The sequence below is a fragment of the Kitasatospora sp. NPDC058406 genome (genome assembly GCF_042722765.1).
Lineage (GTDB): Bacteria > Actinomycetota > Actinomycetes > Streptomycetales > Streptomycetaceae > Kitasatospora.
Genome location: NZ_JBHXKE010000019.1, coordinates 1 through 24,676, shown reverse-complemented (window position 1 = coordinate 24,676; position 24,676 = coordinate 1). Strand labels below are relative to the sequence as shown.

Sequence of the window (24,676 nt, the reverse complement as noted above, 5' to 3'; positions counted from 1 at the left end):
CAGCAAGCGAGTGAACGAGATCAGAACACTCTGGTCCCGTGGAGCAGTTGGTTAGCTCGCCACCCTGTCAAGGTGGAGGTCGCGGGTTCAAGTCCCGTCGGGATCGCCGTAGTCGAGAGGCCCGGAACCGTTTGGTTCCGGGCCTCTCGTTTTTGTCTGACGCCCCATTACCCGGTCCAGGTCTAGACCACAAGTGACCGTGTGTGTGATGGTCGTCACCCACCCCCTCCGGGAACCGGCCGTTCGAACGCCTCTCCGGGAGGGCGCTAATTTAATATGTAAAATTGTACTGCCATTAACAGTAAATCCCCCCCACCCCATCCACCTCAAATCGTTATCCGGAGTTCAACATTCCGGGCGGTGGCGCCACCACGACAGACGTGTAGAAACAAAGAAAGGGACCGCTTACCGGACCCGGCGGAGTCCGGTAAGCGGCCCCTTTCGAAGAGCCTTGCGTCTTCGGCCCGTCAGGCCTCGGTGCGCTGAGCCGGAATACCGGCCAGCAGGGCGCGCACCTCCGCCTCGCGATAGCGGCGGTGACCGCCGAGCGTGCGAATGGACGTGAGCTTGCCGGCCTTGGCCCAGCGCGTCACGGTCTTCGGGTCCACGCGGAACATGGTGGCGACCTCTGCCGGCGTCAGCAGAGGTTCGGCATCAGGGGTACGAGCGGTCATGAGCGGCCTCCTCGGGAGAACCGAACCAGGGCGGTTCTATCCTTCAAATTCTGCACCTTGGCCCGCGATGCCCGAAATGGCATAGACGGGCCGAGTCGGTAATAGGACGAACGGCTTGTCCTGGTGTCTACAACTACACCATCCGTCCAGCCCTATCGACCAAACCGCCAAAATTGACCCCTCACGGGTTCAAGGCCGACGGATGGCGATGGACCACCCCATAACGGGCAGTCACGTAATAGTGACATTCGGTTACGAGGGGACCAGACCCCCCGTTTTCCCGCAAAGCGCGCATCGACTCCAGAACCACCCAAAAGTGGGCACGCTCACGTGAAGTTGGGCTGGTTGTCCCATTTTTGCACATAGGGGTTAGTTCGCGTCAACGGTGAGTAGTGTCACGTTCGACAGGTATTGACCCGAACCAGGACCTTGGTCATGCAGGACGGGCCGTAGGACTCTTACAGTCTTACAAGTACCACCGACACCCCGAGGGCCCTGCCGTGACGGCCCCTCAGCCGGACGGGCCCGCCTAGTTCGCGTACCGCAGCGCCAGCACCCGCCGCCAGCGCACCGTGAGCTCCTCGTACGCCCTCATGGCCTCCGCGGCCTCCCCGGCCCGCAGCGCCCGCAGCCCGTCCTCCAGCTCCCCCGCCGAACGGTCCGCCGACAGCCGCTCCGGCCCCAGCAGGTGCACCAGCCCCCCGTAGTCCAGTTCCACCAACGACCGCGGATGGAACTCCTCCAGCCACCGCCCCACCTGTTCCGCCCCCCGCACCAGTTCCCCCTCCGGCACCGCCTCGCGCAGCGCCCGGTACGCCCGGGCCACCCGCCGGCGCGCCTGCGCCATCGGCGTCAGGTAGAAGAGCGCCGCCGTGTCCCCCCGGATCCCCTCCCCGTCACGTTCCCCCGTTTCCCCCTCTCCCACTCCTGCGGGGACGAAGCACCGGTCCTCCTCCCCGAACGGCAGGAACCACCGCACCGGCACCTCCCACCGGCTGGTGAGGATCCACGGCCGGGCGTCCGGGTGCTCGGCCCGCCAGCGCTCCCGGTCCGCCTCCGCCGCCTCCCGGGTCGCCTGCGGCAGCGCGGTGTCCACCAGCGCCACCGGGGCCCCCGCCCGCAGCTCCTCCAGCGCCTGCCAGCTCCGCAGCCTGGTCGCCCACGGGCAGACGTACAGCACCCCGTCCACGGCGCGGACGAACGCCCGCTCGCTCTCCCGCTCCGGCAGCGCCCGCGGCGTCCGGCCGACCACCTCGGCCAGCGCCGAGCGCTGCTCGTCCAGGACCGCCGCCGCGACCGACCGGCCGGCCTCCGCCGCGTCCGGCCCGTGCTCCGCCGCGTAGGCCTGCCAGCGTGCCCGCTCGGGTTCCGGGTACGCGGCCAGCGGTTCGTAGACCCGCAGGTGCGCGGCGTAGGGCGGCAGCACGGAGGTGCGTACGACGGTCACGTCCTGCATGGTCCCACGCGGCCCCGCCGGCCGGGAGGGTGCGGTTCGCGGACGCACTCCCGCGTCGCCGCCGAACCGTCCCCGAACCGTTCGCGGACGGCCCCCGGGAGCGGCTCCGGAACGGCTCCGGGCCTGGTCCGGGCCGCGGGCGGGCCACGGGCGGGCCTGGTCCGGACCGCCCGCCGGTCGGACCGGCGGAGCCCCTCCCACCCGGCCCGTCTCACCCATCGGACAACCGGCCCGAGCTTCGCCAAGGGGGCGGATCGGCGGCTTTCCCGCGGCTACGCTTCGCCCTACGCGCCCGCACCACAGCAGCGGGCCTCGGAATTACTGGAGTCACCACAGTGACCGACGTACAGACCGCATCCGCCACGCACCCCGCACCCGGCGTGCTCAGCAGGATCTTCGGCACCTCCCAGGACGGCGCCAACGGCGACGGCCACGAGCAGGTCGTGCTCTGCCACGACCGCTCCTCCGGACTCAAGGCGATCATCGCCGTCCACTCCACCGCGCTGGGCCCCGCCCTCGGCGGCACCCGCTTCTTCCCGTACGCCTCCGAGGAGGCGGCGCTGGAGGACGCCCTCAACCTCTCGCGCGGCATGTCCTACAAGAACGCGCTGGCCGGGCTCGACCTCGGCGGCGGCAAGGCCGTCATCATCGGCGACCCGAACAAGGACAAGAACGAGGCGATGCTCCGCGCCTACGGCCGGTTCGTCGAGTCGCTGCGCGGCCGCTACATCACCGCCTGCGACGTCGGCACCTACGTCCAGGACATGGACGTCGTCGCGCGCGAGACCGGCTTCGTGACCGGCCGCTCGCCCGAGAACGGCGGCGCGGGCGACTCGTCCATCCTCACCGCGTTCGGCGTCTTCCAGGGCATGCGCGCCTCGGCCCAGGCCCGCTGGGGCCAGCCGACCCTGCGCGGCAAGCGCGTCGGCGTCGCGGGCGTCGGCAAGGTCGGCCACTACCTGGTCGGCCACCTGGTCGCGGACGGCGCCACCGTCGTCGTCACCGACGTCTCGGAGACCGCCGTCAACCGCGTGCGGGCGGCCCACCCGGAGGTGGAGGTCGTCGCCGACACCGCCGCGCTCCTCCAGGCCAAGCTGGACGTCTACGCCCCCTGCGCCCTCGGCGGCGCGCTCACCGACGACTCGGTGGCGGCGCTGGGCGAGTTCGGCACCGTCGTCGTCTGCGGCGCCGCGAACAACCAGCTGGCCCACCCGGGCGTCGAGAAGGACCTCGCCGACCGCGGCATCCTCTACGCCCCGGACTACCTCGTGAACTCCGGCGGCGTCATCCAGGTCGCCGACGAGATCGAGGGCTTCAACTTCGACCGCGCCAAGAACAAGGCGACGAAGATCTTCGACACCACCCTGGAGATCTTCACCCGGGCCGCCTCCGACGGCGTGCCGCCGGCCGTCGCCGCCGACCGCCTGGCCGAGAAGCGGATGCGCGAGATCAGCGCGCTGCGCTCGGTGCTGCTGCCGGCCGCCCGCCGGGGCTGATCCCGGGCCCCCGGCCGGACCGGGTCGACCCGCGGTGCGCGGGGGGCGTCCACTTCCGTCCCCCGCGCATCACAATGTGGAACCGGATTCTCACTTCTGCGCCCGATCGGGTGATCCAACGTCCCCCTTGGGGGGATAATCGATCCGGGAACAACGGACCCGAGACACCTCCGGACAGCGTGCAGAAAGCCGCAAAACCTCCCCTGACCTGGGACGACCCGGTCGCGGGTGCGGCCGGTGCGCGCCACGTCACACCGACGACGTACCGTCCAGCGGCAGAAACAGGTACCGTTAATGCTCCAAGGGACGGTTCTCCCCATTCGGGCAGGCCGCTCTTGATCATGAACACGTGTCAGACTCGGGGCCGTGAGCCCCATCGTTGAGGGGGTCGACCCATGGGGCGCGGCCGGGCCAAGGCCAAGCAGACGAAGGTCGCCCGCGAGCTGAAGTACAACAGCGGCGGGTTCGACGCCAATCGTCTCTCCAGCGAGCTGGGCGTATCGCCCTCCACCTCCCCGATCGAGCCGGAGCCGATCGAAGAGGACGAGGACGACGACCCCTACGCGGAGTACGCGGCTCGTTACGCCGATGACGGCGAGGACGACGACACCGAGTCGGGTACCGGGCCTTCCCAGGCCCGTCGGCGCGCGTAGTCTCCCAGTCTGACCAGACCGGCCTCGGTGCCCAGTGCACCGGGCCGGTTTTCGGCGTTCCCGCGTGCTCCCGGCGCACCCCGGGGCTCGTGGGGCACCCGCCCGGGCCTTCGCGCACCCCGGCGCACGGGCACCGGTACGCGAAGGGGCCCCGCCGGCGTGCCGCCCGGCGGGGCCCTTCGCCCGGTTCCGTGCTCAGCCCGCGGTGAAGCCCTCGTAGGCGTTGTAGAGCGCCGCGCCGCCGTCGTGCTCGTCGGTCCGCTCGACGATGTCGCCCAGCAGCCAGGACTCGACGCCGCGGTCCTCCAGGATCGACAGCACCACGTCCACCGAGTGCGGCGGGACGACCGCCACCATGCCGATGCCCATGTTGAGCGTCTTCTCGATCTCCAGGGTGGCCACCCCGCCGACCCGGGCGACGGTCTGGAACACCGGCAGCGGGGTCCAGGTGCCGCGGTCCAGGCGGGCGTGCAGGCCGTCCGGGACGACCCGGGCCAGGTTGGCCGCGAGACCGCCGCCGGTGACGTGCGAGAAGGCGTGGACCTCGGTGGCCCGGGTCAGCGCCAGGCAGTCCAGCGAGTAGATCCGGGTCGGCTCCAGCAGCTCCTCGCCGAGGGTCCGGCCGAACTCCTCGACCTTGCGGTCCAGCTTCCAGCCGGCCTCGTTCAGCAGCACGTGACGGACCAGCGAGTAGCCGTTGGAGTGCAGGCCCGAGGCGGCCATCGCGATCACCACGTCGCCGGCCCGGACGCGCTCGGCGCCCAGCAGCGCGTCCGCCTCGACCACGCCGGTGCCGGCGCCCGCGACGTCGTACTCGTCCGGCCCGAGCAGGCCCGGGTGCTCGGCGGTCTCGCCGCCGACCAGGGCGCAGCCGGCCAGGGCGCAGCCCTCCGCGATGCCCTTGACGATCGCCGCGACCCGCTCCGGGACGACCTTGCCGACGCAGATGTAGTCGGTCATGAAGAGCGGCTCGGCACCGCAGACCACCAGGTCGTCGACGACCATGCCGACCAGGTCGTGGCCGATCGTGTCGTGCTTGTCCATGGCGGCGGCGATCGCCACCTTGGTGCCCACGCCGTCGGTGGCCGAGGCCAGCAGCGGCCGCTCGTAGCGCTTGAAGGCGGACGCGTCGAAGAGCCCGGCGAAGCCGCCGATGCCGCCGACCACCTCGGGCCGGCTCGCCTTCTTCACCCACTGCTTCATGAGCTCGACGGCGCGGTCGCCCGCCTCGATGTCGACGCCGGCGGCGGCGTAGGTGGCGCCGTTCTGGTTCGTGGTCACTGCGGTGCGGCCCTCTCGGGTCAGTGGGGGTCGGAACAGCGGTGGGGCCCCGGGGTTCCGGGACCCCACCGTCGGGTCGTTACGGGCGGCGCAGCGCGTCGGCCGCGCCCGCCCCGCCGAGCAGCGACTGGACGCCGTCCAGGTCGCTGCCGCTGGTCGGCTTGCCGCGGACCGCCGGCTGCTGCTGGCCGCCCTTGATCTCGGCCTCCAGCAGGAGCTTGCCGAGCAGCGCCGGATCCGGCAGCTCCATCGGGTACTCGCCGTCGAAACAGGCCCGGCAGAGCCGGTCCTTCGGCTGCTTGGTGGCCTCGATCATGCCGTCGATCGAGATGTAGGAGAGCGAGTCCGCGCCGAGCGTGCGGCCGATCTCCTCGATCGTCATGCCGTTGGCGATCAGCTCCGCACGGGTGGCGAAGTCGATGCCGAAGAAGCAGGGCCACTTCACCGGCGGCGACGAGATCCGGATGTGGACCTCGGCGGCGCCCGCTTCGCGGAGCATCTTCACCAGGGCGCGCTGGGTGTTGCCGCGGACGATCGAGTCGTCGACCACGACGAGGCGCTTGCCCTGGATGACCTCGCGCAGCGGGTTCAGCTTGAGCCGGATGCCGAGCTGGCGGATGGTCTGGCTGGGCTGGATGAAGGTGCGGCCGACGTAGGCGTTCTTCACCAGGCCGGAGCCGTACGGGATGCCGCTGGCCTCGGCGTAGCCGATCGCGGCGGGGGTGCCGGACTCGGGCGTCGCTATCACCAGGTCGGCGTCGGCCGGAGCCTCGGCGGCCAGCTTGCGCCCCATCTCCACGCGGGAGAGGTGCACGTTGCGGCCGGCGATGGAGGTGTCCGGGCGGGCCAGGTAGACGTACTCGAAGACGCAGCCCTTGGGCCGGGCCTCGGCGAACCGCGAGGTGCGCATGCCGTTCTCGTCGATGGCGATGAGCTCGCCCGGCTCGACCTCGCGGATGAAGGAGGCGCCGCAGATGTCCAGTGCCGCCGTTTCGGAGGCGACCACCCATCCGCGCTCCAGCCGGCCCAGCACCAGCGGGCGGATGCCCTGCGGGTCGCGGGCGGCGTAGAGCGTGTGCTCGTCCATGAAGACGAGCGAGAAGGCGCCCTTGACCTTGGGCAGGACGAGCTTGGCCGTCTCCTCGATGGAGAGGTCCGGGTGACCGGCGAGCAGCGCGGTCACCAGGTCGGTGTCGTTGGTCGCCGCCGAGCGTCCGGAGCGGGAGACGTGCTCCTCACCGGGGAGTTCGGCGACCATGGCCGCCAGTTCGGCGGTGTTCACCAGGTTTCCGTTGTGCCCGAGGGCCAGCGAACCGTGGACGGTCGCCCGGAAGGTCGGCTGGGCGTTCTCCCAGACCGAGGAACCGGTGGTCGAGTAGCGGGCGTGTCCGACGGCGATATGCCCGTGCAACGACCCCAGCGAGGCCTCGTCGAAGACCTGGGAGACGAGTCCCATGTCCTTGAAGACGAGAATCTGGGAGCCATTGCTCACTGCGATGCCCGCGGATTCCTGACCGCGGTGCTGCAGGGCGTAAAGGCCGAAGAACGTGAGCTTGGCGACCTCCTCGCCGGGAGCCCAGACACCGAAGACGCCGCAAGCGTCCTGGGGGCCTTTCTCGCCGGGAAGAAGATCGTGGTTGAGTCTTCCGTCACCACGTGGCACGCCTTCGAGTCTAGGGCAGTTGGCACAGGCTTCCGGAACCCGGGAGGACGGGATTGTCGGGCGGTCGGCTGGTAACGCGCGTAGACAAAACCCCTTACCCGCGGTGGATTTCGGCGGCCCCGCATTCCCCGCGCACCCGGTTGGCCTTGCGGTTCGCGCCCGTTGGCGCATTCCGTGCACGGACGACCCTTCGCCGCGCGTTCGGCCGCCGTTCGCCCAACGTGAGCCTGCTCACCCGGGCCGTTCGATGACGCCGGGTGTCCTCCGGGTAGCGCTGCGCTCCGCGGCGACTACGCAGCCGGCAGCAGCAGGCCCCAGCAGCCGGGGTGGACCGTCCAGGTGCGCGCCCGGACGGGGCCGACCGGATGGCCGTCCGCCTCGTACCCGAAGCCGCGTCCGACCACCGAGACACTGGCCGCCCGCACCCGCACCAGGGCGCCGGGCGTGCGGACCACGATCTCCATGACGCCCTCGCCGAGCGCCTCGCCGGACGGCAGCGTCACCTGGACCGCCCGGACCGGGTGGTGGACGTCGGCGAGCAGCCGGCCGTCCGCCTCGACCCGCACCCGGGCGCCCTGCTCGCCCCTGCTCTCGGCCCCGGCCTCGGGCGTGAGTACGGTCCCCTGCTCGGCCGCAGCCAGTTTCGCCCATAGCGAACGCCAGCCGCTCGAACGGCCGACCGGGCGACGGGTTCCGCCCCCCGGGATCCGCACCCCGCCGAGCGCCACCCCGCCGCCGTCGTCCACCAGCAGGTCGAGCTTGCGCGGCGCCCCCGCGAGCACCGCCCGCGCCGCCGCCACCGGAGCCCCCGGCACACCCAGCGCCCGCGCCGCCGCCAGTCCGTCCGCCCGGCCCACCGGGACCATGCCCACCGCGTCGGCCCCCAGCTCACGCTGGCGGTGCAGGGCCTGGAGCACACGCTGCAACGCGAGGTCGGAACCGATCACCACCGGTCGCCTCCGGCCGCGGTGCGAAAGCACCCGGTCGAGCTCGGACGGGCTCTCCGGGCACGCCACCTTGACGTCCGCCCCACCGGAGAGAACGTCCTTCGCGATCCGCACCGACTCGCCGTCGGTCTGCCGGGCCGCCGGGTCGAGGAGGAGCAGGAGCGGCTCGGGGCCGCCGGTTGCGGGCGTGGACAGGGACGACACAACCGGTCCTTCCTCAGGTAATCTCTCGGTGCAAGAGCCCCTTGCGCTATTGCGCCAGGGGCTTCGTCTATCTCGGGGCAGACTGCGGCCTACGCAGGATGCCCCAACCGGAAGGGGTGTACGCCTGTGCCGGCACTCGTGCTCGTTGGCGCTCAGTGGGGAGACGAGGGCAAGGGGAAGGCGACGGACCTCCTCGGCGGCTCCGTCGACTACGTCGTCCGCTACCAGGGCGGCAACAACGCCGGTCACACGGTGGTCATCGGCGACCAGAAGTATGCCCTGCACCTGCTCCCTTCCGGCATCCTCAGCCCGAACGTGACGCCGGTGATCGGCAACGGTGTCGTCATCGACCCGGGCGTGCTGCTCTCCGAGCTCAGCGGCCTGAACGAGCGCGGCATCGACACCTCCAAGCTGCTGATCTCGGGCAACGCCCACCTGATCACGCCGTACCACCGGACCCTGGACAAGGTCACCGAGCGCTTCCTCGGCAAGCGCCGGATCGGCACCACCGGCCGCGGCATCGGCCCGACCTACGCGGACAAGATCAACCGCGTCGGCATCCGGGTCCAGGACCTCTTCGACGAGTCGATCCTGCAGCAGAAGATCGAAGCCGCGCTGCACGACAAGAACCAGCTGCTGGTCAAGCTCTACAACCGCCGCGCCATCCCGGCCGAGCTGGTGCTGGAGGAGTACCTCGGCTACGCGGACAAGATCAAGCCGTTCCTCGCCGACACCACGCTGGTGCTGGACGAGGCGCTCAAGGCGAACAAGGTCGTCCTGCTGGAGGGCGGCCAGGGCACCCTGCTCGACGTCGACCACGGCACGTACCCCTTCGTGACCTCGTCGAACCCGACCGCGGGCGGCGCCTGCACCGGCGCCGGCATCGGCCCCACCAAGATCGACCGGGTCATCGGCATCCTGAAGGCGTACACCACCCGCGTCGGCTCGGGCCCGTTCCCGACCGAGCTGCTCGACGCGGACGGCGAGGCCCTGCGGCGGATCGGCGGCGAGCGCGGTGTCACCACCGGCCGTGACCGCCGCTGCGGCTGGTTCGACGCGGTCATCGCGCGCTACGCGACCCGGGTCAACGGCCTCACCGACTTCTTCCTCACCAAGCTCGACGTGCTGACCGGCTGGGAGCAGATCCCGGTCTGCGTCGCGTACGAGATCGACGGGCAGCGGGTCGAGGAGCTGCCGTACAACCAGTCGGACTTCCACCACGCCAAGCCGATCTACGAGTCGCTGCCGGGCTGGAACGAGGACATCAGCGGGGCGAAGACCTTCGGCGACCTGCCGAAGAACGCCCAGGCGTACGTGAAGGCGCTGGAGGAGATGTCGGGCGCCCCCATCTCCGCCATCGGCGTCGGCCCGGGCCGGTACGAGACGATCCAGATCAACTCGTTCGTCTGAGCACCCGCCACCGGCTGGGGGGAGCCCTGCGGACCTCGTGTCCGCAGGGCTCCCCTTTGCCCTTGCAAGTTTGCACTAGGGCAATGCGGCATTGCATCTAGTGCATTCGCCCGCTATTTTTCGATCATGACTGCGAAGCTTCCCGCCCCCGTCACGCTCACCGGCCGCCACGTGCGCCTGGAGCCGCTCGGCCGCGGCCACCTCACCGAGCTGTGGTCGTCCGTCGGCCGGGACCAGGACGTCTGGCGCTGGATCCCGTTCGCCGCGCCGACCACCGAGGAGGAGCTCGGCGCGATCCTCGACCTCCGGCTCGCGGAGGTCGCCGCCGGGACGGCCGTGAAGTTCGCCGCCGTCGACCTCGCCTCGGGGCGGGCCGTCGGCATCACCGGGTTCTACGACTTCAGCACGGAGAACGAACTGGTCGAGATCGGCGGCACCTGGAACGCCCGGTCGGCGTGGCGGACCGGCCTCAACACCGAGTCCAAGCTGCTGCTGCTCACGTACGCGTTCGAGGAACTCGGCATGGGCCGGGTGTTCTGGAAGACGGACGCGCTCAACGACCGCTCCCGCAACGCGATCCTGCGCCTCGGCGCCACGTTCGAGGGCATCCACCGCCGCGACAAGCGGCGCGACACCGGGGTCTGGCGCGACACCGCGTACTTCTCGATGCTGAGGGAGGAGTGGCCCGCGGCCCGTGTGCGCCTGGAGGAGCGGCTGGCCGCGGGCTGACCGCGCAAGGCCCGGGGCCCGCCGGGCGAGCGGGCGAGCGGGGCGAAGGGGCGAGAAGGTCTCAACACCGGCCGATGGTGGGCCGTTTCACGACCCGCTGCGGCGTTCCACCGAGAGCTACCGGTGCGAACGCCCCCGCCCCGACGGAAGTCGGCGCGACAGCGCCTCCTCCTGTCGGCCGGTGGAGGAGCGGCCGGAGGCCGAGTCCCCTCCGCCGGAGCGCCTCTCCCGCTGCTGACGGCTCGCGATGATCTGCGCCACCACGCCGACGAAGAGCACCGACACCAGCAGTCCCGTCAGCAGCACGACAGCCATCAGCGATCGACCGCCGCCACGGCCCGAACCGCCCTGCCACAAAGCCCGATGAGTTCCACACCCCAGTCATCGGCCAAAGCGGCGACGAGGTCAAGCCCCCGCCCACCCGTTCGAGCCACCTCCGGTCCCGGTCGGACCGGCGGCGGGGAGCGTCGCGCTTCACGGCCATGTGAGGCCGCCCGCACCGCAGTTCGAGCCCGGCGGCGGTTGCGCCGCCGCCGCCGACCAGGGCACCGGTCACCGGCTCGGAGAGGTCGGACCGGCCCGTCGGTGCCGGTCCCGCACGGCCCCGGCAGATCCCGGCAGATCCCGACGAAGATCCCGGAGCAACCGCCTCGGCACCCCGACGGCCCCGTCAGGGGATCCCGCCTGCCGCCCTCCACGAGTGGCGCCGAACCCGCCTCGCGCGCCACACTGCCGAGGCGTCGAGCACGGCGAGTTCGACCACTCCGCTCTCCGGAACCACGCCGCCCCTCACCACCGATCCTCCCGGGAGTACTCATGGACGACCACGACCCGCAGGCTCCGGGCGATCGCCCCCGGGTCACCATCACCCCGGACGCCGTCCTCGTCCGCAGCGGCCGCTCCCCCGACGCGCCCCACGCCGTCCTCACCCACCAGGAGTGGAAGGACCTCGTCGCCGCCGTCAAGCAGGGCGAGTTCACCGTCTGATCGACACCCCGGACCGCCGGGGCAGCGGTCGACCGCCACCCGGATCGGGCCCCGCACCGGGTGGCGCCGACGCCGGAGGGGCCGGGGCCGGTTAGGGTCGCGGCGTGGCTGAGGTGGCGGTGATTCGTAGCGACGTACCCGGGTCGTTCGCATGGGCGGTGTTCCACGAACGGCATCCGCGGCTGGTGAGCCAGGTGCTGGCGGCCCTGCCGTACGGGGCTCGGGAACGGGCGGCAGTGGAGCGGCTGCTGGTGGAGAGCACCACCGGGGTACTGGAGCCGCCGCCGGCGGACGCGCACGACCGCGCCGAGTGGCTGGCCTGGGGCGAGGGGCTCTGGGGGCGGCCGTGGGGCGAGGCACCGTTCCTGTGGGCGGAGAGCTACTTCTACCGGCGGCTGCTGGAGGCCACCGGCTACTTCGGGGACGGCGTCTGGCAGGGGATCGACCCCTTCGGACCGTTCAAGGCACCCGAGTTGGCGGACGCGGCGGTGGACGGGTTCGGCGACGGACCGCAGGAGCTGCTGGTGTCCTCCCTGTGGGGGAACCGGGCGGACCTGGGGTTCCGGATCACCGCCGGCGAAGGCCGGGACGCGGTACGGGACGCGCTGGTGGTGGACGACTCGGCGGCGTTCTGGACCGGGCTGGAGAAGGGCCGGGGCGGGCGGGTCGCCGTGGTGGCGGACAACGCCGGACCCGAACTGCTGCCCGACCTCGCGCTGATCGACCACCTGCTGACGAGCGGACTCGCGGCCGGGGTCGCCCTGTACGTGAAGCCCCGGCCGTACTTCGTGTCGGACGCGACGATGGCCGACGTCCTCGCGGCGGTCGGCCGCCTGCACGGCACGGCGGCGGGCCGGCGGATCCGGCGGGCGATGGAGGACGGCACGCTGGCCGTCCGGACGCACCCGTTCTTCTGCGCGCCGCTGCCCTACGACGCGATGCCCGCCGACCTGCGGGCGGAGTTCGGCGGTGCGGCCCTCACCGTCCTCAAGGGTGACCTCAACTACCGCCGGCTGGTGGGCGACCGGCACTGGCCGCCGACGACGCCGTTCGCCGACACGGTCGACCACTTCCCCTCGCCCGTCGCGGCGCTGCGCACGCTCAAGTCGGACGTGCTGGTGGGGGTGGACCCGGGAACGCTCGCGCGGCTGGACCGCTCCGGGACGGCGTGGCGGACGGACGGGCGTCACGCGCTGGTCCAGGTCCGGGGGGCGGGGCAGCGGTAAATACGAGCGAAGGACGACGAGGAGCTTCGCTAGGATTGGGCTCGCCCACAGTGGAACTCGCTCTGTGCGGCAGCCCGGGAGCCCGCGTGCGTGCCGGCCTCCCGTCGCAGCCCCAGAACCCTGCGCCTGTCACGGCACTCCGGGGTAGGGGTCCGTGCGGGAGAAATCGGAGCATCCGAGGATGGCTCGGCACCTGATCACCAGCGCCCTTCCCTACATCAACGGGATCAAGCACCTGGGCAACATGGTCGGGTCCATGCTGCCGGCGGACGTCTACTCCCGGTACCTGCGGCAGCGCGGGCACGAGGTGCTGTACATCTGCGCGACGGACGAGCACGGCACGCCGGCCGAACTGGCCGCCCAGGAAGCCGGGCTGCCGGTGGCGGAGTTCTGCGCACGGGCGCACGACCGGCAGAAGGCGGTGTACGACGGCTTCCGGCTGTCGTTCGACCACTTCGGGCGCAGTTCCTCGGTGCAGAACCGGGAGATCACCCAGGAGATCGCCCGCGAGCTGCACGCCAACGGGTTCGTCGAGGAGCGGGCGATCCGTCAGGTGTACTCGGTCACCGACGGGCGCTTCCTGCCGGACCGGTACATCGTCGGGACCTGCCCGCACTGCGGCTACGACAAGGCGCGCGGCGACCAGTGCGAGAACTGCACGCGCGTCCTGGACCCGACGGACCTGCTGGAGCCCCGGTCGGCGATCAGCGGCAGCTCGGACCTGGAGGTGCGGGAGACCAAGCACCTGTTCCTGCTCCAGTCGAAGCTGACCGAGCAGGTGGAGCAGTGGGTCGACGAGCACGGTGACCAGTGGCCGGTGCTCGCCTCGTCGATCGCCCGCAAGTGGCTGGCCGAGGGCCTCCAGGACCGGGCGATCACCCGCGACCTGGAGTGGGGCGTCCCGGTGCCGGCCGACGTGTGGCCGGAGCTGGCAGCCGCCGGCAAGGTCTTCTACGTCTGGTTCGACGCGCCGATCGAGTACATCGGCGCCACCAAGGAGTGGTCGGACGCGGCCGCCGACGGCGAGACCCGGGACTGGAGGTCCTGGTGGTACGAGGCGGACGGCACCGTCCGGTACACCGAGTTCATGGCCAAGGACAACGTGCCGTTCCACACCGTGATGTTCCCGGCGACGATCATCGGCTCGCGCCGGCCGTGGAAGAAGGTCGACTACGTCAAGGCCTTCAACTGGCTGACGTACTACGGCGGGAAGTTCTCCACCAGCCAGAAGCGCGGCATCTTCACGGACGTCGCCCTGGAGCTGCTGCCGGCCGACTACTGGCGCTACTTCCTGATGGCGCACGCGCCCGAGTCGGACGACTCCAGCTTCACCTGGGACCTCTTCGCCTCGACCGTCAACAAGGACCTCGCCGACACTCTCGGCAACTTCGTCAACCGGGTGCTCTCGTTCAGCCGCAAGCGGTTCGGCGACGACGTGCCGGCCGGGCACGCGGCGGCGGAGCCGGAGGAGCGGCTGGGGGCGCAGATCGCCGAGCTGCTGGCCGACTACGAGGCGCAGCTGGAGGCCCTCAACTTCCGCAAGGCGACGCAGAGTCTGCGGGCGCTGTGGAGTGCCGGCAACGCGTACCTCGACGAGAAGGCCCCCTGGCTCCAGGTGAAGACCGACCCGGAGGCGGCGGCCCTCACGCTCCGGACGGCGATGAACCTGATCCACCTGTACGCGGTGGTCTCGGAGCCGTTCGTCCCGACGGCGGCGGAGGCCATGCGCGCGGCGTTCGCGCTGCCGGCCGACGCCCCCGCGCGGACCCGCGGCTGGGTGAGCGCGGAGGAGGCGCGGGCGCTGGACGCGGTGCCGGCCGGGACGCCGTTCACGGTGCCGCCGGTACTGTTCGCGAAGATCACGGACGAGGACCTGGCCGCCTGGGCCGAGCGCTTCGGCGGCGGCGAGTAGGCGGGGAGCGGGCGGGAAGCGGGCGGGGCGCGGACCGAGCGCCACCGGGTGGCGGGCACCCGGACGACGCGGCCGCACGACTCCGTCCCGGACGGGGGCGGGCGGCCGCGCCGCCTCCCGGTGCGGTAGCGGCCCCGGCCCCGACTCCGGCCCCGCCCCGGCCCCGCTCAGCCGAGGGAGGCGCGGGCGGCGGCGAGCAGCGGGACGAGGTCGGGGGTGGCGGTGGCGGCCTCGTCGAGGGCGGCGGTGAGGCTCTCCTCGTAGGTGGTGCGCGCCTCGCCGTGGCGGGCGCGGCCGGCCTCGGTGAGGACGGTGTAGACGCCGCGCCTGTCGTCGGGACAGAGGTCCCGGTACGTGAAGTCGGCGGCGTTGAGGCGGGCGACCAGGCGGGTGACGGAGCTCTGGTTGAGGCCGAGCCCGGTCGCGAGGTCCTGCATCCGCAGTTCGCTCTTCGGCGCCTCGGCGAGCAGGCCGAGGGCGCGGTACTCCGAGAGGCCGAGTCCGTGCCGGCGCTGGAGGACGGTGGCGAGCCGGCCCTCGACCTGAGCGTGCAGGGCCGTCAGGCGGCCCCACATCCGGGTGTCGGCGGTCGGCCCGGCGGCGTCGGGGACCGCACCGGGGGCGGCTGGGCTGGGTCGGGTGGACATCGGGCGCTCCCTGGCCTTGCGGGTCTGGCGGGCGGGTCTGGCGGGCGGGGCGAAACGGGTTGACACGATGTTACTTGTACATGCATGCTCTTGCCCAGGTCGATGTACTTGCACATACATGCAACAACTAAGCCCTGAGAGGTCCTTCCCATGGCCTGGATCTACCTGCTCATCGCCTCGGTCTTCGAGGTGGTCTTCGCCCTCGCCACCAACGCCACCCACGGCTTCACCGTGCTGGGCCCGTCCCTGCTCACCGCGGGCGCCGCGGCCGGCGGGATCTTCTTCCTCAGCCTGGCCCTCAAGACCCTCGACGTCGGCGTCGGCTACACCGTGTGGACCGGAATCGGCTCGGTCGGCACCGTCCTCCTCGGCACCCTGATCTTCGACGAGGAGATGAACGCCGGAAAGGCCGTCGCCTTCGTGCTCATCATCGGCGGCGTCCTGGGCCTCAAGCTGGCCGACCGGCCGGGCCGGGCGGCCACTGCCGCCGGAGCGGCGGAGAAGCAGGCCGGGCAGGCGGGGCAGCAGACCGCCGCACCGGCCCCGGCGGCCACCGTCGCCACCGGCTGACCGCCCCGCCGGCACCCGCACCGCCCCCGCGCTCCGCGCCCCACACCCCGCACAGCCCCACGAGAGAGAGTTGCACCGTCATGGCCTGGGCCTTCCTCGCGATCGCCGTCGTCTTCGAGATCGTCTTCGCCCTCGGCACCAACGCCACCAAGGGCTTCACCGTGTTCTGGCCCTCCGTCCTCACCCTGACCGCCGCCGCGGGAGGGATCTACACGCTGAGCCTCGCCCTCCGCACCCTCGACGTCGGCGTCGGGTACACGATCTGGACGGGGCTGGGTTCGATCGGCACCGTTGTCCTCGGCGCGCTGATCTACAAGGAGCGCATCACACTGCCCAAACTGCTCTCCTTCGCCTCGATCATCGCGGGGGTGCTCACGCTGAAGCTGGCGTCAGGAGTCTGATCCCCCAGGCGATTTCACCCGATCGTGGAATCGTCCGCCCGATCCGGATCGGGAAGACTGGCCGTCCCCGACCGATCCCCGAGGGAGGCGGCGATGGACGCCGAGGACGAGCCGCTGGCCGAGTGGTACGCGCGGCGGGCACGCCGCCGACGGGCCCCCGGGACGCGCGACGCGATCACGCTGGCACCCGGGCCGCGGCGCGGGGCGCACCTGTTCCGGGACGTGCCGAGACTGGTCGTCGAGTGGGACGGCTTCGCCTGGCAGCCGGTCGCGGTGGCGGAGAGCTACGCCGAGGCGTACCCGCTGATCGTCCGGCCCGACGAGGCGGCCGGGCCGGCCACCGCCTTCCCCCAGGCGGACACCCCCGTACCACTGCTGCGCAAGGGAACCGGGCGCCACCGGAAGCCGGACCGGTAGCGCCCGGCCCGCCGCACGACCGGGCCCCGCCGGGCCGCCGCCCGACCGGGCCCCGCCGGGCCGCACCGGGCCGCACCGGCCCGGCGCACGACCGGGGACCGGGCACATCGCCGCGATACCGACGCCGGGCGCCACGAGCCCCGCGACCGTACACCGACGATCCCGTCATCCTTCCAGGACGAACCGTCCGCTCCCCGGATCGGGCGCCGTCCGGCCGATCGGCCTTCGGGTTATAGTGCCCACGTCAATCTCAGGGTGGGTCGGCGTCGAGCCATCCTGACGGTGGATCCCATCGGCCGCCCCGATCCCGACGTAGGAACCGACCACGGTGCCCAGAGCGCGAGTTGCCCGCCCGGCCACGACCGAGGGACTGGATCCCCGTCGTCCGGGCACGGTGCGCGGAGCCGCGGGACACCGCCCCCGGCACGCACCGGCGGGCCGGGCGCGACGCCTCTCCCCTGCCGACCGGGCTCCCCTTCCTCCCCCGGACCCCGGCCCCGGTCGCCGCAGAACCACGCGCGGTCTCCCGCCCGCCTGAAAGCCCCGGCGGGATCCTCACCGGCCGAACGCCGCCGACCGCCCCGGCCGGAATGCTCACCGCCGAGCCGCTGTCGAGCCACCGCCGAGCCGCCGCCGTTCGAGCCCCCGTCACCCACGTCACCGTCACCCACGTCGCCGTCACCCGAGCCGACGTCACCCGGCCCCCGTCATTCGAGCCCTGCCGCCCCGGCGCTCCCCGTGCACCCGCTTCCCGAGAGGACCGCCCCCGCCATGGTCGATCCCCGCTTCAGCATCCTGTCCGAGGAGTTCGCCGCCGCGCCCCACCGGCACTTCGCACGGCTGAGGGACCGGTCACCGGTGCACTACGAGCCGGCGGTCGACAGCTACTTCCTCTCCCGCCACCGGGACGTGAAGCGGGTGCTGACCGACCATGAGGCGTTCACCACCGAGACGCTGCAGGTCCGCGCCGAGCCGGTGATGCGCGGTCCGGTGCTCGCCCAGATGACCGGGGCGGAACACACCGCCAAACGAAAGATCGTCGTCCGGGGCTTCACCGGACAGGCCCTGCAGGACCAGGTGCGCACCATCCGCGCCAACGCCGCCGAGCTCGTCGCACCCTTCCTCCCCCGGGGGCGGATGGACCTCGTCAACGACTTCGGCAGGCCCTTCGCCGTCCAGGTGACGCTGGAGATCCTCGGCCTGGACCGGAAGGACTGGCGAAAGGTCGCCGCCTGGCTCGGCGGGATAGGGGAGTTCGTCACCGCCGTCACCCTCACCGACGAACGCCGCCGGCACTGCCTGGACCGCGCCCTGGAGCTGGAGGCCTACCTCGTCCCGGTCATCGAGCAGCGCCGCCGTCACCCCGGCGAGGACCTGATATCGACGCTCTGCACGGCCGAGTTCGACGGCATCACCATGAGCACCCGCGACGTCACCGCGTTGATCATCAACGTTCTGGTGGCCGCCGTCGAGCCCGCCGACAAGACCCTCGGCTACCTCTTCAAGCACCTGATCGACCACCCCGAGCAGATGGCGCAGGTCCGCCGGGACCCGGCCCTGCTGCCCGCCGCGATCGCCGAGACCCTGCGCTACACCCCGCCCGTCCAGCTCGTCCCCCGCCAGGCGGAGCGGGACGCCGTGTTCGCCGGCACCGTCGTCCCGGCGGGCGCCACCGTCTTCTGCCTGATCGGCGCGGCCAACCGCGACCCCGAGGCGTTCGACGCCCCGGACACCTTCGACCTCCACCGCCCGGACCTGGGCACCGCCCGCTCCTTCACCGCCGCCGCCCAGCACCTGGCCTTCGGCACCGGGCTCCACCAGTGCGTCGGCGCGGCCTTCGCCCGCGCCGAGATCGAGACCGTGGCCGCGCTGCTGCTCCCGCTGCTCGACCGGGTCCGCCACAGCCCCGGTTCCCGCTACCGGGAGACCGGCCTGTACACCCGCGGCCCCGCCGCCCTGTCCCTGGACTTCACCCCCGTGCACGAAGGCGCCGCCGTCCCCGGCCGAACGCCCCTCCCGCTCCCGGCTCCCCACCGGTCGGGGCCATCCCGGACCACGAGGCCGTCCCGAACCACGACCACCACCCGCGGAGAGGAGTCGTCATGGCGTCCGTCGGAGAGCGACTGAGCAACGCGCGCGTCCGGGCCTTCATCGGCCGGGACGAGGAACTCGGCCGCTTCGCCCAGGCCCTGGCCGGCGATCCGCCGGCGCCGTTCGCGTTCTACGTGTCCGGGCCGGGCGGCATCGGCAAGTCGACACTGCTGCGGTGCATGGCCGACCGCGCCCGTGCGGCGGAGCGGCCGGTGCTGGAACTCGACGGCCGTTTCGCGAGCCGGGACCCGGACGACTTCCGGCGCGCCGCCGCTCCCCTCCTGGAGGTCCCCGGCACGGTCCTCGTCGTCGACTCCTTCGAGCACTGCCAGTGGCTGGAGAGCTGGCTCTGGCAGCGGTTCCTGCCCGGGGCCGCCGACGACACCCTGGTGGTCCTGGCGGGCCGCCTCGCACCGCAGCCCCAGTGGACCGCCGATCCCGCCTGGGCCGGACTCCTGCACGTCTGCGAACTGGAGCCGTTCACCGAGGAGCAGGCCCTCGGCCTGCTGACCGCGGCGCAGGTCCTGCCCCAACTGCGGGAGCGGGTCCTCCGCTTCGCCGGAGGCAACCCACTGGCCCTGTCCCTCGCGGCTGCCGCGAGGGCCGCCGACTGGAGCCGGGAGGACGTCTGGGCGCCGTCGGCCGACGTCCTGCGCACCCTGCTGTCGGGCCTGATCGGCGAGGTGCCGACCGCGGCCCACCGCCGCGCGCTGGAGGTGGCGGCCCAGGCCTACTCGACCTCCGAGGAACTGCTCGCCGCCGTGCTGCCCGACGAGGACGCCCACCCGCTCTTCACCTGGCTCAGGGACCTGCCCTTCATGGAGTCCACCCACCGGGGGCTCCACCCGCACGACGCCGCGCGCGAGACCCTCGCCGCCGACCTGCGCTGGCGCGCCCCCAACGCCTTCGTGGCGATGCGCCGGCGACTGGCCGAGGAGTACCTGCGCCTGCTGCGCGAGGCGCCCGAGGAACGGGTCTGGACCGTCACCGACGAACTCTTCCACCTCTTCCGGGAGGGGGAGATCGTGGCGCGGCTGCGCACCTGGTCCCGCGAGGACGAGGTGCACGACCGGCCCCTGCACCCGGACGACCTCGACGTCGTCCTGCGGATGGCCGAGCAGACCGAGGGCCCGGCCTCCGCCGAGCTGGTCCGCTACTGGGCGGAACGCCAGCCGCAGTCCTTCAGCGTCTACCGCCTGGTGAGCACGGGCCGCGTCGTGGCGTTCACCGCCCGCCTCGCCCTGCCCGCCCCCGCCGACCCCGAGGACCTGGCCACCGACCCCGTCGTGGCGGCGGCCTGGGAGTACACCGACGCCACCGCGCCGGTGCGGCCCGGCGAGCACATCGGCATCAGCCGCTTCTCGGTCTACCCGGAGCGGTACCAGGTCCCCTCGCGCGTCATCGACCTGAGCAGCTCCCGCGCCCAGGCGGAGTCGGCCCGTGCCCGCGGCCGCGCCTACGGCTTCGCCGTCTGGCGGGACGCCGAGACCTGGGCCGCGCGCGTCAAGGGCAGCCTCGCCGACACCGGCGCCCGGCCGCGGGTCGGCGAGCACACCTACGGCCTGTTCGGCGTCGACTGGCGCCAGGTGCCCGTCGAGATCTGGCTCCGCCACCTCATATCGGCCACGGCCGTGCCCACCCGGGCCGGGCCGTCGGGCGTCTCGCGGGGCGTGTTCGACCAGGACGTGCGCGAGGCCCTGGCGCACTGGCGCGACACCGACGCCTTCGCCGCCTGCGCCCTGCTGCGCGCCCGCCTGGCGGCCGACTCCGCCGACCCCGTCGGGGAGCTGCGCGCCCTGCTGCGCCGGACGGTGGACGACCTCGCCCGTGACCCGCGCGGCGTGCGCGCCCGCGAGGCCCTGACGGCGGGGTACTTCTCCGGCGCCCCCACCCAGGAGGCCGCCGCCCGGCGCCTGAGCCTCCCGTACGGCACCTACCGGCGCCACCTGCGCCAGGGCCTGGACCTGCTCTGCGACGCCCTGTGGCAGCAGGAGCTGCACGGCCCCCGCTGAGGACGCCCGCACCCCGCCCGGATCCGGTGGACAGGTGCGGACAGGAGTGGACAGTCCCCGCGCCCGCCGGGCCTGGAAGGTGGACGGCGACCGGCCCGAGTCTGTGCGTCATGAACGTTGCACGCACGCAGACGGAGCCGGCGACAGGCCGGTCCCCCCGGCCGGGAGCGGCGCTCGCGGCGCTCGCCGCGGCCCAGTTCACCGTCATGCTCGCCACCTCGATCGTGAACGTGGCGCTGCCGCAGATCCGCGCCGGGGTCGGCCTCTCGGACGGCGCGGTCACCTGGGTGGTCAACGCCTACGGTCTGGCGTTCGGGGCACTGCTGCTGGCGGGCGGCCGGGCGGCCGACCTGCTCGGCCGCCGCCGGGTCCTGCTCGCCGGGCTCGCGCTGTTCGCCGCGGCCTCGCTGGCGGCGGGACTGGCCGCCACCTCGGACGTGCTGATCGGCGCCCGCGCCGCCCAGGGCCTCGCCGCGGCGGCGATCGCCCCGGCCGCGCTCGCCCTGGCGATGGAGCAGTTCCCCTCCGGCCCCGGGCGCGGCCGGGTCCTGGGGGTGTGGGGCGCGGTCTCCGGCGCAGGCGGAGCGAGCGGCGTCCTGCTCGGGGGTGTGCTCACCCAGGCACGGGGCTGGCCCTGGATCTTCCACGCGGTCGCGCTCGGGTCGGCGCTGGTCCTGGCCGCCGTGGCGGCCCTCGTACCGCCGGCGCCCCGGCAGGCGAGCGGGCAGGTGAGCGGACAGGTGAGCGGGTCGGGGCGGAAGGACGGGCGGGAGGAGGCGCGGTTCGACCTGCTGGGCACCGCCACCGTCACCCTCGCCCTGACCTGCCTGGTCTGGGGCCTGACCACCGCACGCGGCGCCGGCTGGAGCGACGGCCGGGTCGTCGGCGCCCTGGGCGCCGCCGCCGTCCTGCTCCCGGTCTTCGCCGTGATCGAGCTCCGCCGGCCGAACGCACTGCTACCGCCCCGGCTGCTCGGCACCGGCCGGGTGGCCACCGGCAACCTGCTGATGGCGCTGCTGGGCTCCGTGTGGATCGCCCTGTTCTTCTTCCTTCCGCTCTACCAGCAACAGGTCCTCGGATCGGGTCCGCTGGCCACCGGAGCCGGCCAACTACCGCTCGCGGCAGCCAACATGCTCGGCGCCGCCCTGGCGCCGCGCGTCTCCCGGCGCCTCGGCGCGGCCACCACCGTGATCGCCGCCCTGCTCACCGAAGCCGCCGGCCTGCTGTGGCTGTCGCGGATCGACGCCGACGGCAGCTACCTCACCGACGTCCTCGGGCCGAGCATCCTGATCGGCCTGGGCCTGAGCACCGCCTTCGTCCAGCTCACCGCTCTCGCCGTGGACGGCGTCCCGCCCCGGGACGCCGGACTGGCCGGCGGACTGGTCAACACCACCCGCCAGGTCGGCGGCGCGATCGGCCTCGCCGTCCTGACCACGCTGGCCGGATCCGTGACCGCCCACGCGGCCACCCACCGGCCCCACCTGGAGGCCCTCACCGCCGGGTACCGGACCGCCTTCGCCGTCTCCGCCTCCGTCGCGGCGGCCACCGCACTCCTCACGCTGCTCCTCACCCGGGCCGTCGGCCGGAGGGCCGTGACCGCCGCTCCCCTCCCGGCGCCCGACCCGCGAACCGCCTGATTCCCCCGGGGCCCGCGCCCGCCCAGCTCAGCCTCTCTCCCACCCAACTCCTCTCACAACTCCCCTCACAAGCAACGCACTTCACCGGAAGGACTCCTGCCATGACCACAGCGAAGCCGTACCTGACCGGCCACTTCACCCCCGTCACCGACGAGGTCGCCGTCACCGGCCTCACCGTCGAGGGCACCCTGCCCACCGAGCTCACCGGCCGGCTCCTGCGCAACGGCCACAACCCCAAGCCCGGCGTCACCCCCACCCACTGGTTCAAGGGCAGCGGCATGGTCCACGGCATCAGGCTGCGCGAGGGCCGCGCCGAGTGGTACCGCAACCGCTGGGTCCGGACCCCCGCCCTGGACGGCGCGCCCTACATGACCGAACGCGGGCCTGACCTCACCGCCAGCGCCGCCGGCACCCACGTGATCGAGCACGCCGGACGGCTGCTCGCCCTCTGCGAGGCGAACCTGCCCTTCGAACTCACCCGGGAGCTCGACACCGTCGGCGCCTACGACTTCCGCGGCAAGCTGCGCACCGCGATGACCGCGCACCCCAAGGAGGACCCGGCGACGGGCGAGCTCCACTTCTTCGGGTCCTCGCCCCTCCCGCCGTTCCTGACGTACTACGTCGCCGACGCCAAGGGCGAGATCGTCCACAGCGCCGAGGTCCCCGGCGCGACCGGCGCGCTGAAGCACGACTTCGCCATCACCCGCCGGCACGTGGTCTTCGTCGAGGGCAACGTCACCTTCGACCCCACCGACCACTCCGGCATCCCCTACGGCTGGGACGACCAGCAGCCCGCCCGGATCGGCGTCATGCCGCGCGGAAACGACGGCGCCCGGCAGGTCCGCTGGTTCTCGGTCGAACCGGGCAACATGCTGCACGTCGCCAACGCCTACGAGGACGGCCAGGGCCGCATCGTCCTGGAGGGCCCCACCGTGGACCGGGACGGATTCCGGCTCTCCTGGAACTGGTGGATCGGCGCTCCCGGACGCGGCAGCGAGCCCGTCTCCCGTTCCTACACCCGCCGTTGGGTGATCGACCTGGCGGCCGGCAGCGTCGACGAGCGCATCGTCGACGACCTGCCCGTGGAGTTCCCGACCCTCAACGAGGCGTACCTGGGCGCCGAGAACCGCTACCAGTACGCCGTCGCCTTCCCCGACGAGAAGGGCTTCGGCGGCTACGGGGTGGTCAAGTACGACCGCGTCACCGGTGCCCGCCGCATCCGGCAGGTCGGCGACGCCCGGATGCCCGGCGAAGCCGTCTTCGTCCCCGCCGCCGGGGCGACCGGTGAGGACGACGGCTACCTGCTCACCGTCGTCTCCGATCTCAAGCAGGACGCCTCGCAGCTGCTGGTCCTCGACGCCGCCGGCCTCGAACGCATCGCCACCGTCCACCTGCCCCACCGGGTGAGCGCCGGACTCCACGGTTCCTGGATCCCCGACAGCGGCCCGGACGCCGACCGGGACTGACCCACGCGCCCCGGGCACCGCCGTGAACCGGCCTCGCCCGGCCCCTCACCCAGACCTCACCCGGCCCCCTCCGAAGAAGGACCCACCACGATGTCCCGTCTGCCCCGCGCCATGACCACCCTGATCGCCGCCGCGGCCCTGTCCGCCGCGCCCGCCACCACCGCCTTCGCCGCCCAGGACGCCCACGACGCCGGACGGCGACCGCCGAGGATCGTCGCCGACTGGGCCTGTGCCTGGAACGGCACCGACCCCCGGGCGCTCGGCGCCCTGTTCACCGCCGACGGCGTCTACACCGACCTCGGCGTGGGCGTCGCCTTCCACGGCCGCCGGGAGATCGCCGGGTGGAAGGCCCGCGCGGACAGCCTCATCGACAACGTCCACGTCACCGTGCGCGCCGCCCACCGCGACGGCGGGCGCATCACCGTCGAGGCCGTCTACGCCGGCCGTCTCAAGGGCGCGCCCAAGGCCTTCGCCGTGCCGATGACCACCCTGCTCGACGTCGACCGCCGCGGCCGGATCACCTCCGACCAGGACCACTACAGCCTCGCCGACGTCCTGACCCAGTCCGGCCTGCCCGCCGACTGGACCCCGCCGGGCCACTGACCGGCCGGCCACCGGCCGACCACCGGCCGACGGGCCGAAATGCCGACCGGCCCCGCTCCCTCGTTCGAAGGAGCGGGGCCGGTGTCACGACTACCGCGCGCCGGTCGCGCGGGCGGTGTGGACGGTGACGGCGGTGAGGTAGAAGGCGTCCGGGCGGGTCAGGATGCCGGTGGGGGCCTCGGGGTCGAGCAGGG

The 24,676-nt window shown here is 72.7% G+C and carries 22 protein-coding genes and 1 tRNA gene; 16 read left to right on the top strand and 7 right to left on the bottom strand.

All coding sequences use genetic code 11. The annotated features are described in order from the left end of the window. Window positions 1-32 precede the first annotated feature (32 nt). Window positions 33-106, top strand: a tRNA-Asp gene (locus tag ACFWOG_RS06175). Window positions 107-467: 361 nt separating this feature from the next. Here the strand turns inward: ACFWOG_RS06175 and bldC are convergent. Both bldC and ACFWOG_RS06165 read right to left on the bottom strand, forming a co-directional pair. After that, entirely contained in the window at window positions 468-674 is a 207-nt protein-coding gene (gene bldC / locus ACFWOG_RS06170; RefSeq protein WP_014137253.1) for a developmental transcriptional regulator BldC, read from the bottom strand. 529 nt (window positions 675-1,203) lie between these two features. Continuing rightward, entirely contained in the window at window positions 1,204-2,130 is a 927-nt protein-coding gene (locus tag ACFWOG_RS06165; protein WP_329949094.1) for a hypothetical protein, read from the bottom strand. Between the two features lie 335 nt (window positions 2,131-2,465). Here ACFWOG_RS06165 and ACFWOG_RS06160 point away from each other — a divergent pair, with 335 nt between their 5' ends. Then, a complete protein-coding gene (locus tag ACFWOG_RS06160; protein ID WP_380355309.1) occupies window positions 2,466-3,626 on the top strand; it encodes a Glu/Leu/Phe/Val dehydrogenase dimerization domain-containing protein in 1,161 nt (386 codons plus the stop codon). 395 nt (window positions 3,627-4,021) lie between these two features. Then, window positions 4,022-4,279 (top strand): DUF3073 domain-containing protein, encoded by a 258-nt coding sequence (locus tag ACFWOG_RS06155; RefSeq protein ID WP_327679361.1) that lies wholly within the window; start codon window positions 4,022-4,024, stop codon window positions 4,277-4,279. 195 nt (window positions 4,280-4,474) lie between these two features. Here ACFWOG_RS06155 and purM read toward each other — a convergent pair whose 3' ends face one another. The 3 genes from purM to ACFWOG_RS06140 all read right to left on the bottom strand — a co-directional run bounded on the left by purM (window position 4,475) and on the right by ACFWOG_RS06140 (window position 8,374). After that, on the bottom strand, window positions 4,475-5,560 hold the full coding sequence (gene purM / locus ACFWOG_RS06150; RefSeq protein ID WP_329884598.1) for a phosphoribosylformylglycinamidine cyclo-ligase: 1,086 nt from the start codon (window positions 5,558-5,560) through the stop codon (window positions 4,475-4,477). Window positions 5,561-5,639: 79 nt separating this feature from the next. Then, entirely contained in the window at window positions 5,640-7,223 is a 1,584-nt protein-coding gene (purF, locus tag ACFWOG_RS06145) for an amidophosphoribosyltransferase (protein ID WP_329884600.1), read from the bottom strand. Window positions 7,224-7,513: 290 nt separating this feature from the next. Then, the gene (locus tag ACFWOG_RS06140) at window positions 7,514-8,374 is read right to left on the bottom strand and encodes a diacylglycerol kinase (RefSeq protein WP_329884602.1); all 861 of its coding nucleotides are present in this window, start codon (window positions 8,372-8,374) and stop codon (window positions 7,514-7,516) included. 126 nt (window positions 8,375-8,500) lie between these two features. Between ACFWOG_RS06140 and ACFWOG_RS06135 the strand changes: the two genes are divergently transcribed. Further along, window positions 8,501-9,784, top strand: a complete 1,284-nt coding sequence (locus ACFWOG_RS06135; protein WP_329884604.1) for an adenylosuccinate synthase — start codon at window positions 8,501-8,503, stop codon at window positions 9,782-9,784. 126 nt (window positions 9,785-9,910) lie between these two features. Further along, entirely contained in the window at window positions 9,911-10,513 is a 603-nt protein-coding gene (locus ACFWOG_RS06130; protein WP_380355305.1) for a GNAT family N-acetyltransferase, read from the top strand. Window positions 10,514-10,630: 117 nt separating this feature from the next. On the opposite strand, the gene ACFWOG_RS06125 is transcribed toward ACFWOG_RS06130, so the two are convergent. Further along, entirely contained in the window at window positions 10,631-10,828 is a 198-nt protein-coding gene (locus tag ACFWOG_RS06125; protein WP_329949092.1) for a hypothetical protein, read from the bottom strand. A gap of 501 nt (window positions 10,829-11,329) precedes the next feature. Between ACFWOG_RS06125 and ACFWOG_RS06120 the strand changes: the two genes are divergently transcribed. The 3 genes from ACFWOG_RS06120 (at window position 11,330) to metG (ending at window position 14,638) form a co-directional block, all read left to right on the top strand. Next, the gene (locus tag ACFWOG_RS06120; protein WP_329884610.1) at window positions 11,330-11,500 is read left to right on the top strand and encodes a DUF397 domain-containing protein; all 171 of its coding nucleotides are present in this window, start codon (window positions 11,330-11,332) and stop codon (window positions 11,498-11,500) included. Between the two features lie 104 nt (window positions 11,501-11,604). Next, window positions 11,605-12,726, top strand: coding sequence for a damage-control phosphatase ARMT1 family protein (locus ACFWOG_RS06115; RefSeq protein ID WP_380355300.1), 1,122 nt, complete (start codon window positions 11,605-11,607; stop codon window positions 12,724-12,726). A 181-nt stretch (window positions 12,727-12,907) separates the two neighbouring features. Next, window positions 12,908-14,638, top strand: a complete 1,731-nt coding sequence (gene metG / locus ACFWOG_RS06110; protein ID WP_380355297.1) for a methionine--tRNA ligase — start codon at window positions 12,908-12,910, stop codon at window positions 14,636-14,638. A 167-nt stretch (window positions 14,639-14,805) separates the two neighbouring features. On the opposite strand, the gene ACFWOG_RS06105 is transcribed toward metG, so the two are convergent. Continuing rightward, entirely contained in the window at window positions 14,806-15,285 is a 480-nt protein-coding gene (locus ACFWOG_RS06105; protein WP_329949089.1) for a MarR family transcriptional regulator, read from the bottom strand. A gap of 150 nt (window positions 15,286-15,435) precedes the next feature. Between ACFWOG_RS06105 and ACFWOG_RS06100 the strand changes: the two genes are divergently transcribed. The 8 genes from ACFWOG_RS06100 (at window position 15,436) to ACFWOG_RS06065 (ending at window position 24,482) form a co-directional block, all read left to right on the top strand. Then, window positions 15,436-15,855 (top strand): DMT family transporter, encoded by a 420-nt coding sequence (locus tag ACFWOG_RS06100; RefSeq protein WP_380355294.1) that lies wholly within the window; start codon window positions 15,436-15,438, stop codon window positions 15,853-15,855. Between the two features lie 80 nt (window positions 15,856-15,935). Beyond that, window positions 15,936-16,256, top strand: coding sequence for a multidrug efflux SMR transporter (locus ACFWOG_RS06095; RefSeq protein ID WP_355400501.1), 321 nt, complete (start codon window positions 15,936-15,938; stop codon window positions 16,254-16,256). A 93-nt stretch (window positions 16,257-16,349) separates the two neighbouring features. Next, on the top strand, window positions 16,350-16,673 hold the full coding sequence (locus tag ACFWOG_RS06090) for a DUF6087 family protein (RefSeq protein WP_380355291.1): 324 nt from the start codon (window positions 16,350-16,352) through the stop codon (window positions 16,671-16,673). Between the two features lie 771 nt (window positions 16,674-17,444). Further along, window positions 17,445-18,800 (top strand): cytochrome P450, encoded by a 1,356-nt coding sequence (locus tag ACFWOG_RS06085; RefSeq protein ID WP_380355288.1) that lies wholly within the window; start codon window positions 17,445-17,447, stop codon window positions 18,798-18,800. Beyond that, window positions 18,776-20,776 (top strand): ATP-binding protein, encoded by a 2,001-nt coding sequence (locus ACFWOG_RS06080; protein ID WP_380355285.1) that lies wholly within the window; start codon window positions 18,776-18,778, stop codon window positions 20,774-20,776. Before ACFWOG_RS06085 ends, ACFWOG_RS06080 begins: the two co-directional genes overlap by 25 nt. Window positions 20,777-20,886: 110 nt before the next feature. Then, a complete protein-coding gene (locus ACFWOG_RS06075) occupies window positions 20,887-22,413 on the top strand; it encodes an MFS transporter (RefSeq protein WP_380355282.1) in 1,527 nt (508 codons plus the stop codon). A gap of 101 nt (window positions 22,414-22,514) precedes the next feature. After that, complete coding sequence (locus ACFWOG_RS06070) at window positions 22,515-23,879, top strand: carotenoid oxygenase family protein (RefSeq protein ID WP_355400493.1); 1,365 nt, start codon at window positions 22,515-22,517, stop codon at window positions 23,877-23,879. Between the two features lie 90 nt (window positions 23,880-23,969). Next, window positions 23,970-24,482: a nuclear transport factor 2 family protein gene (locus ACFWOG_RS06065; protein ID WP_329949082.1), complete on the top strand. Its 513-nt coding sequence runs from the start codon at window positions 23,970-23,972 to the stop codon at window positions 24,480-24,482. The last annotated feature ends 194 nt before the right edge of the window (window positions 24,483-24,676 follow it).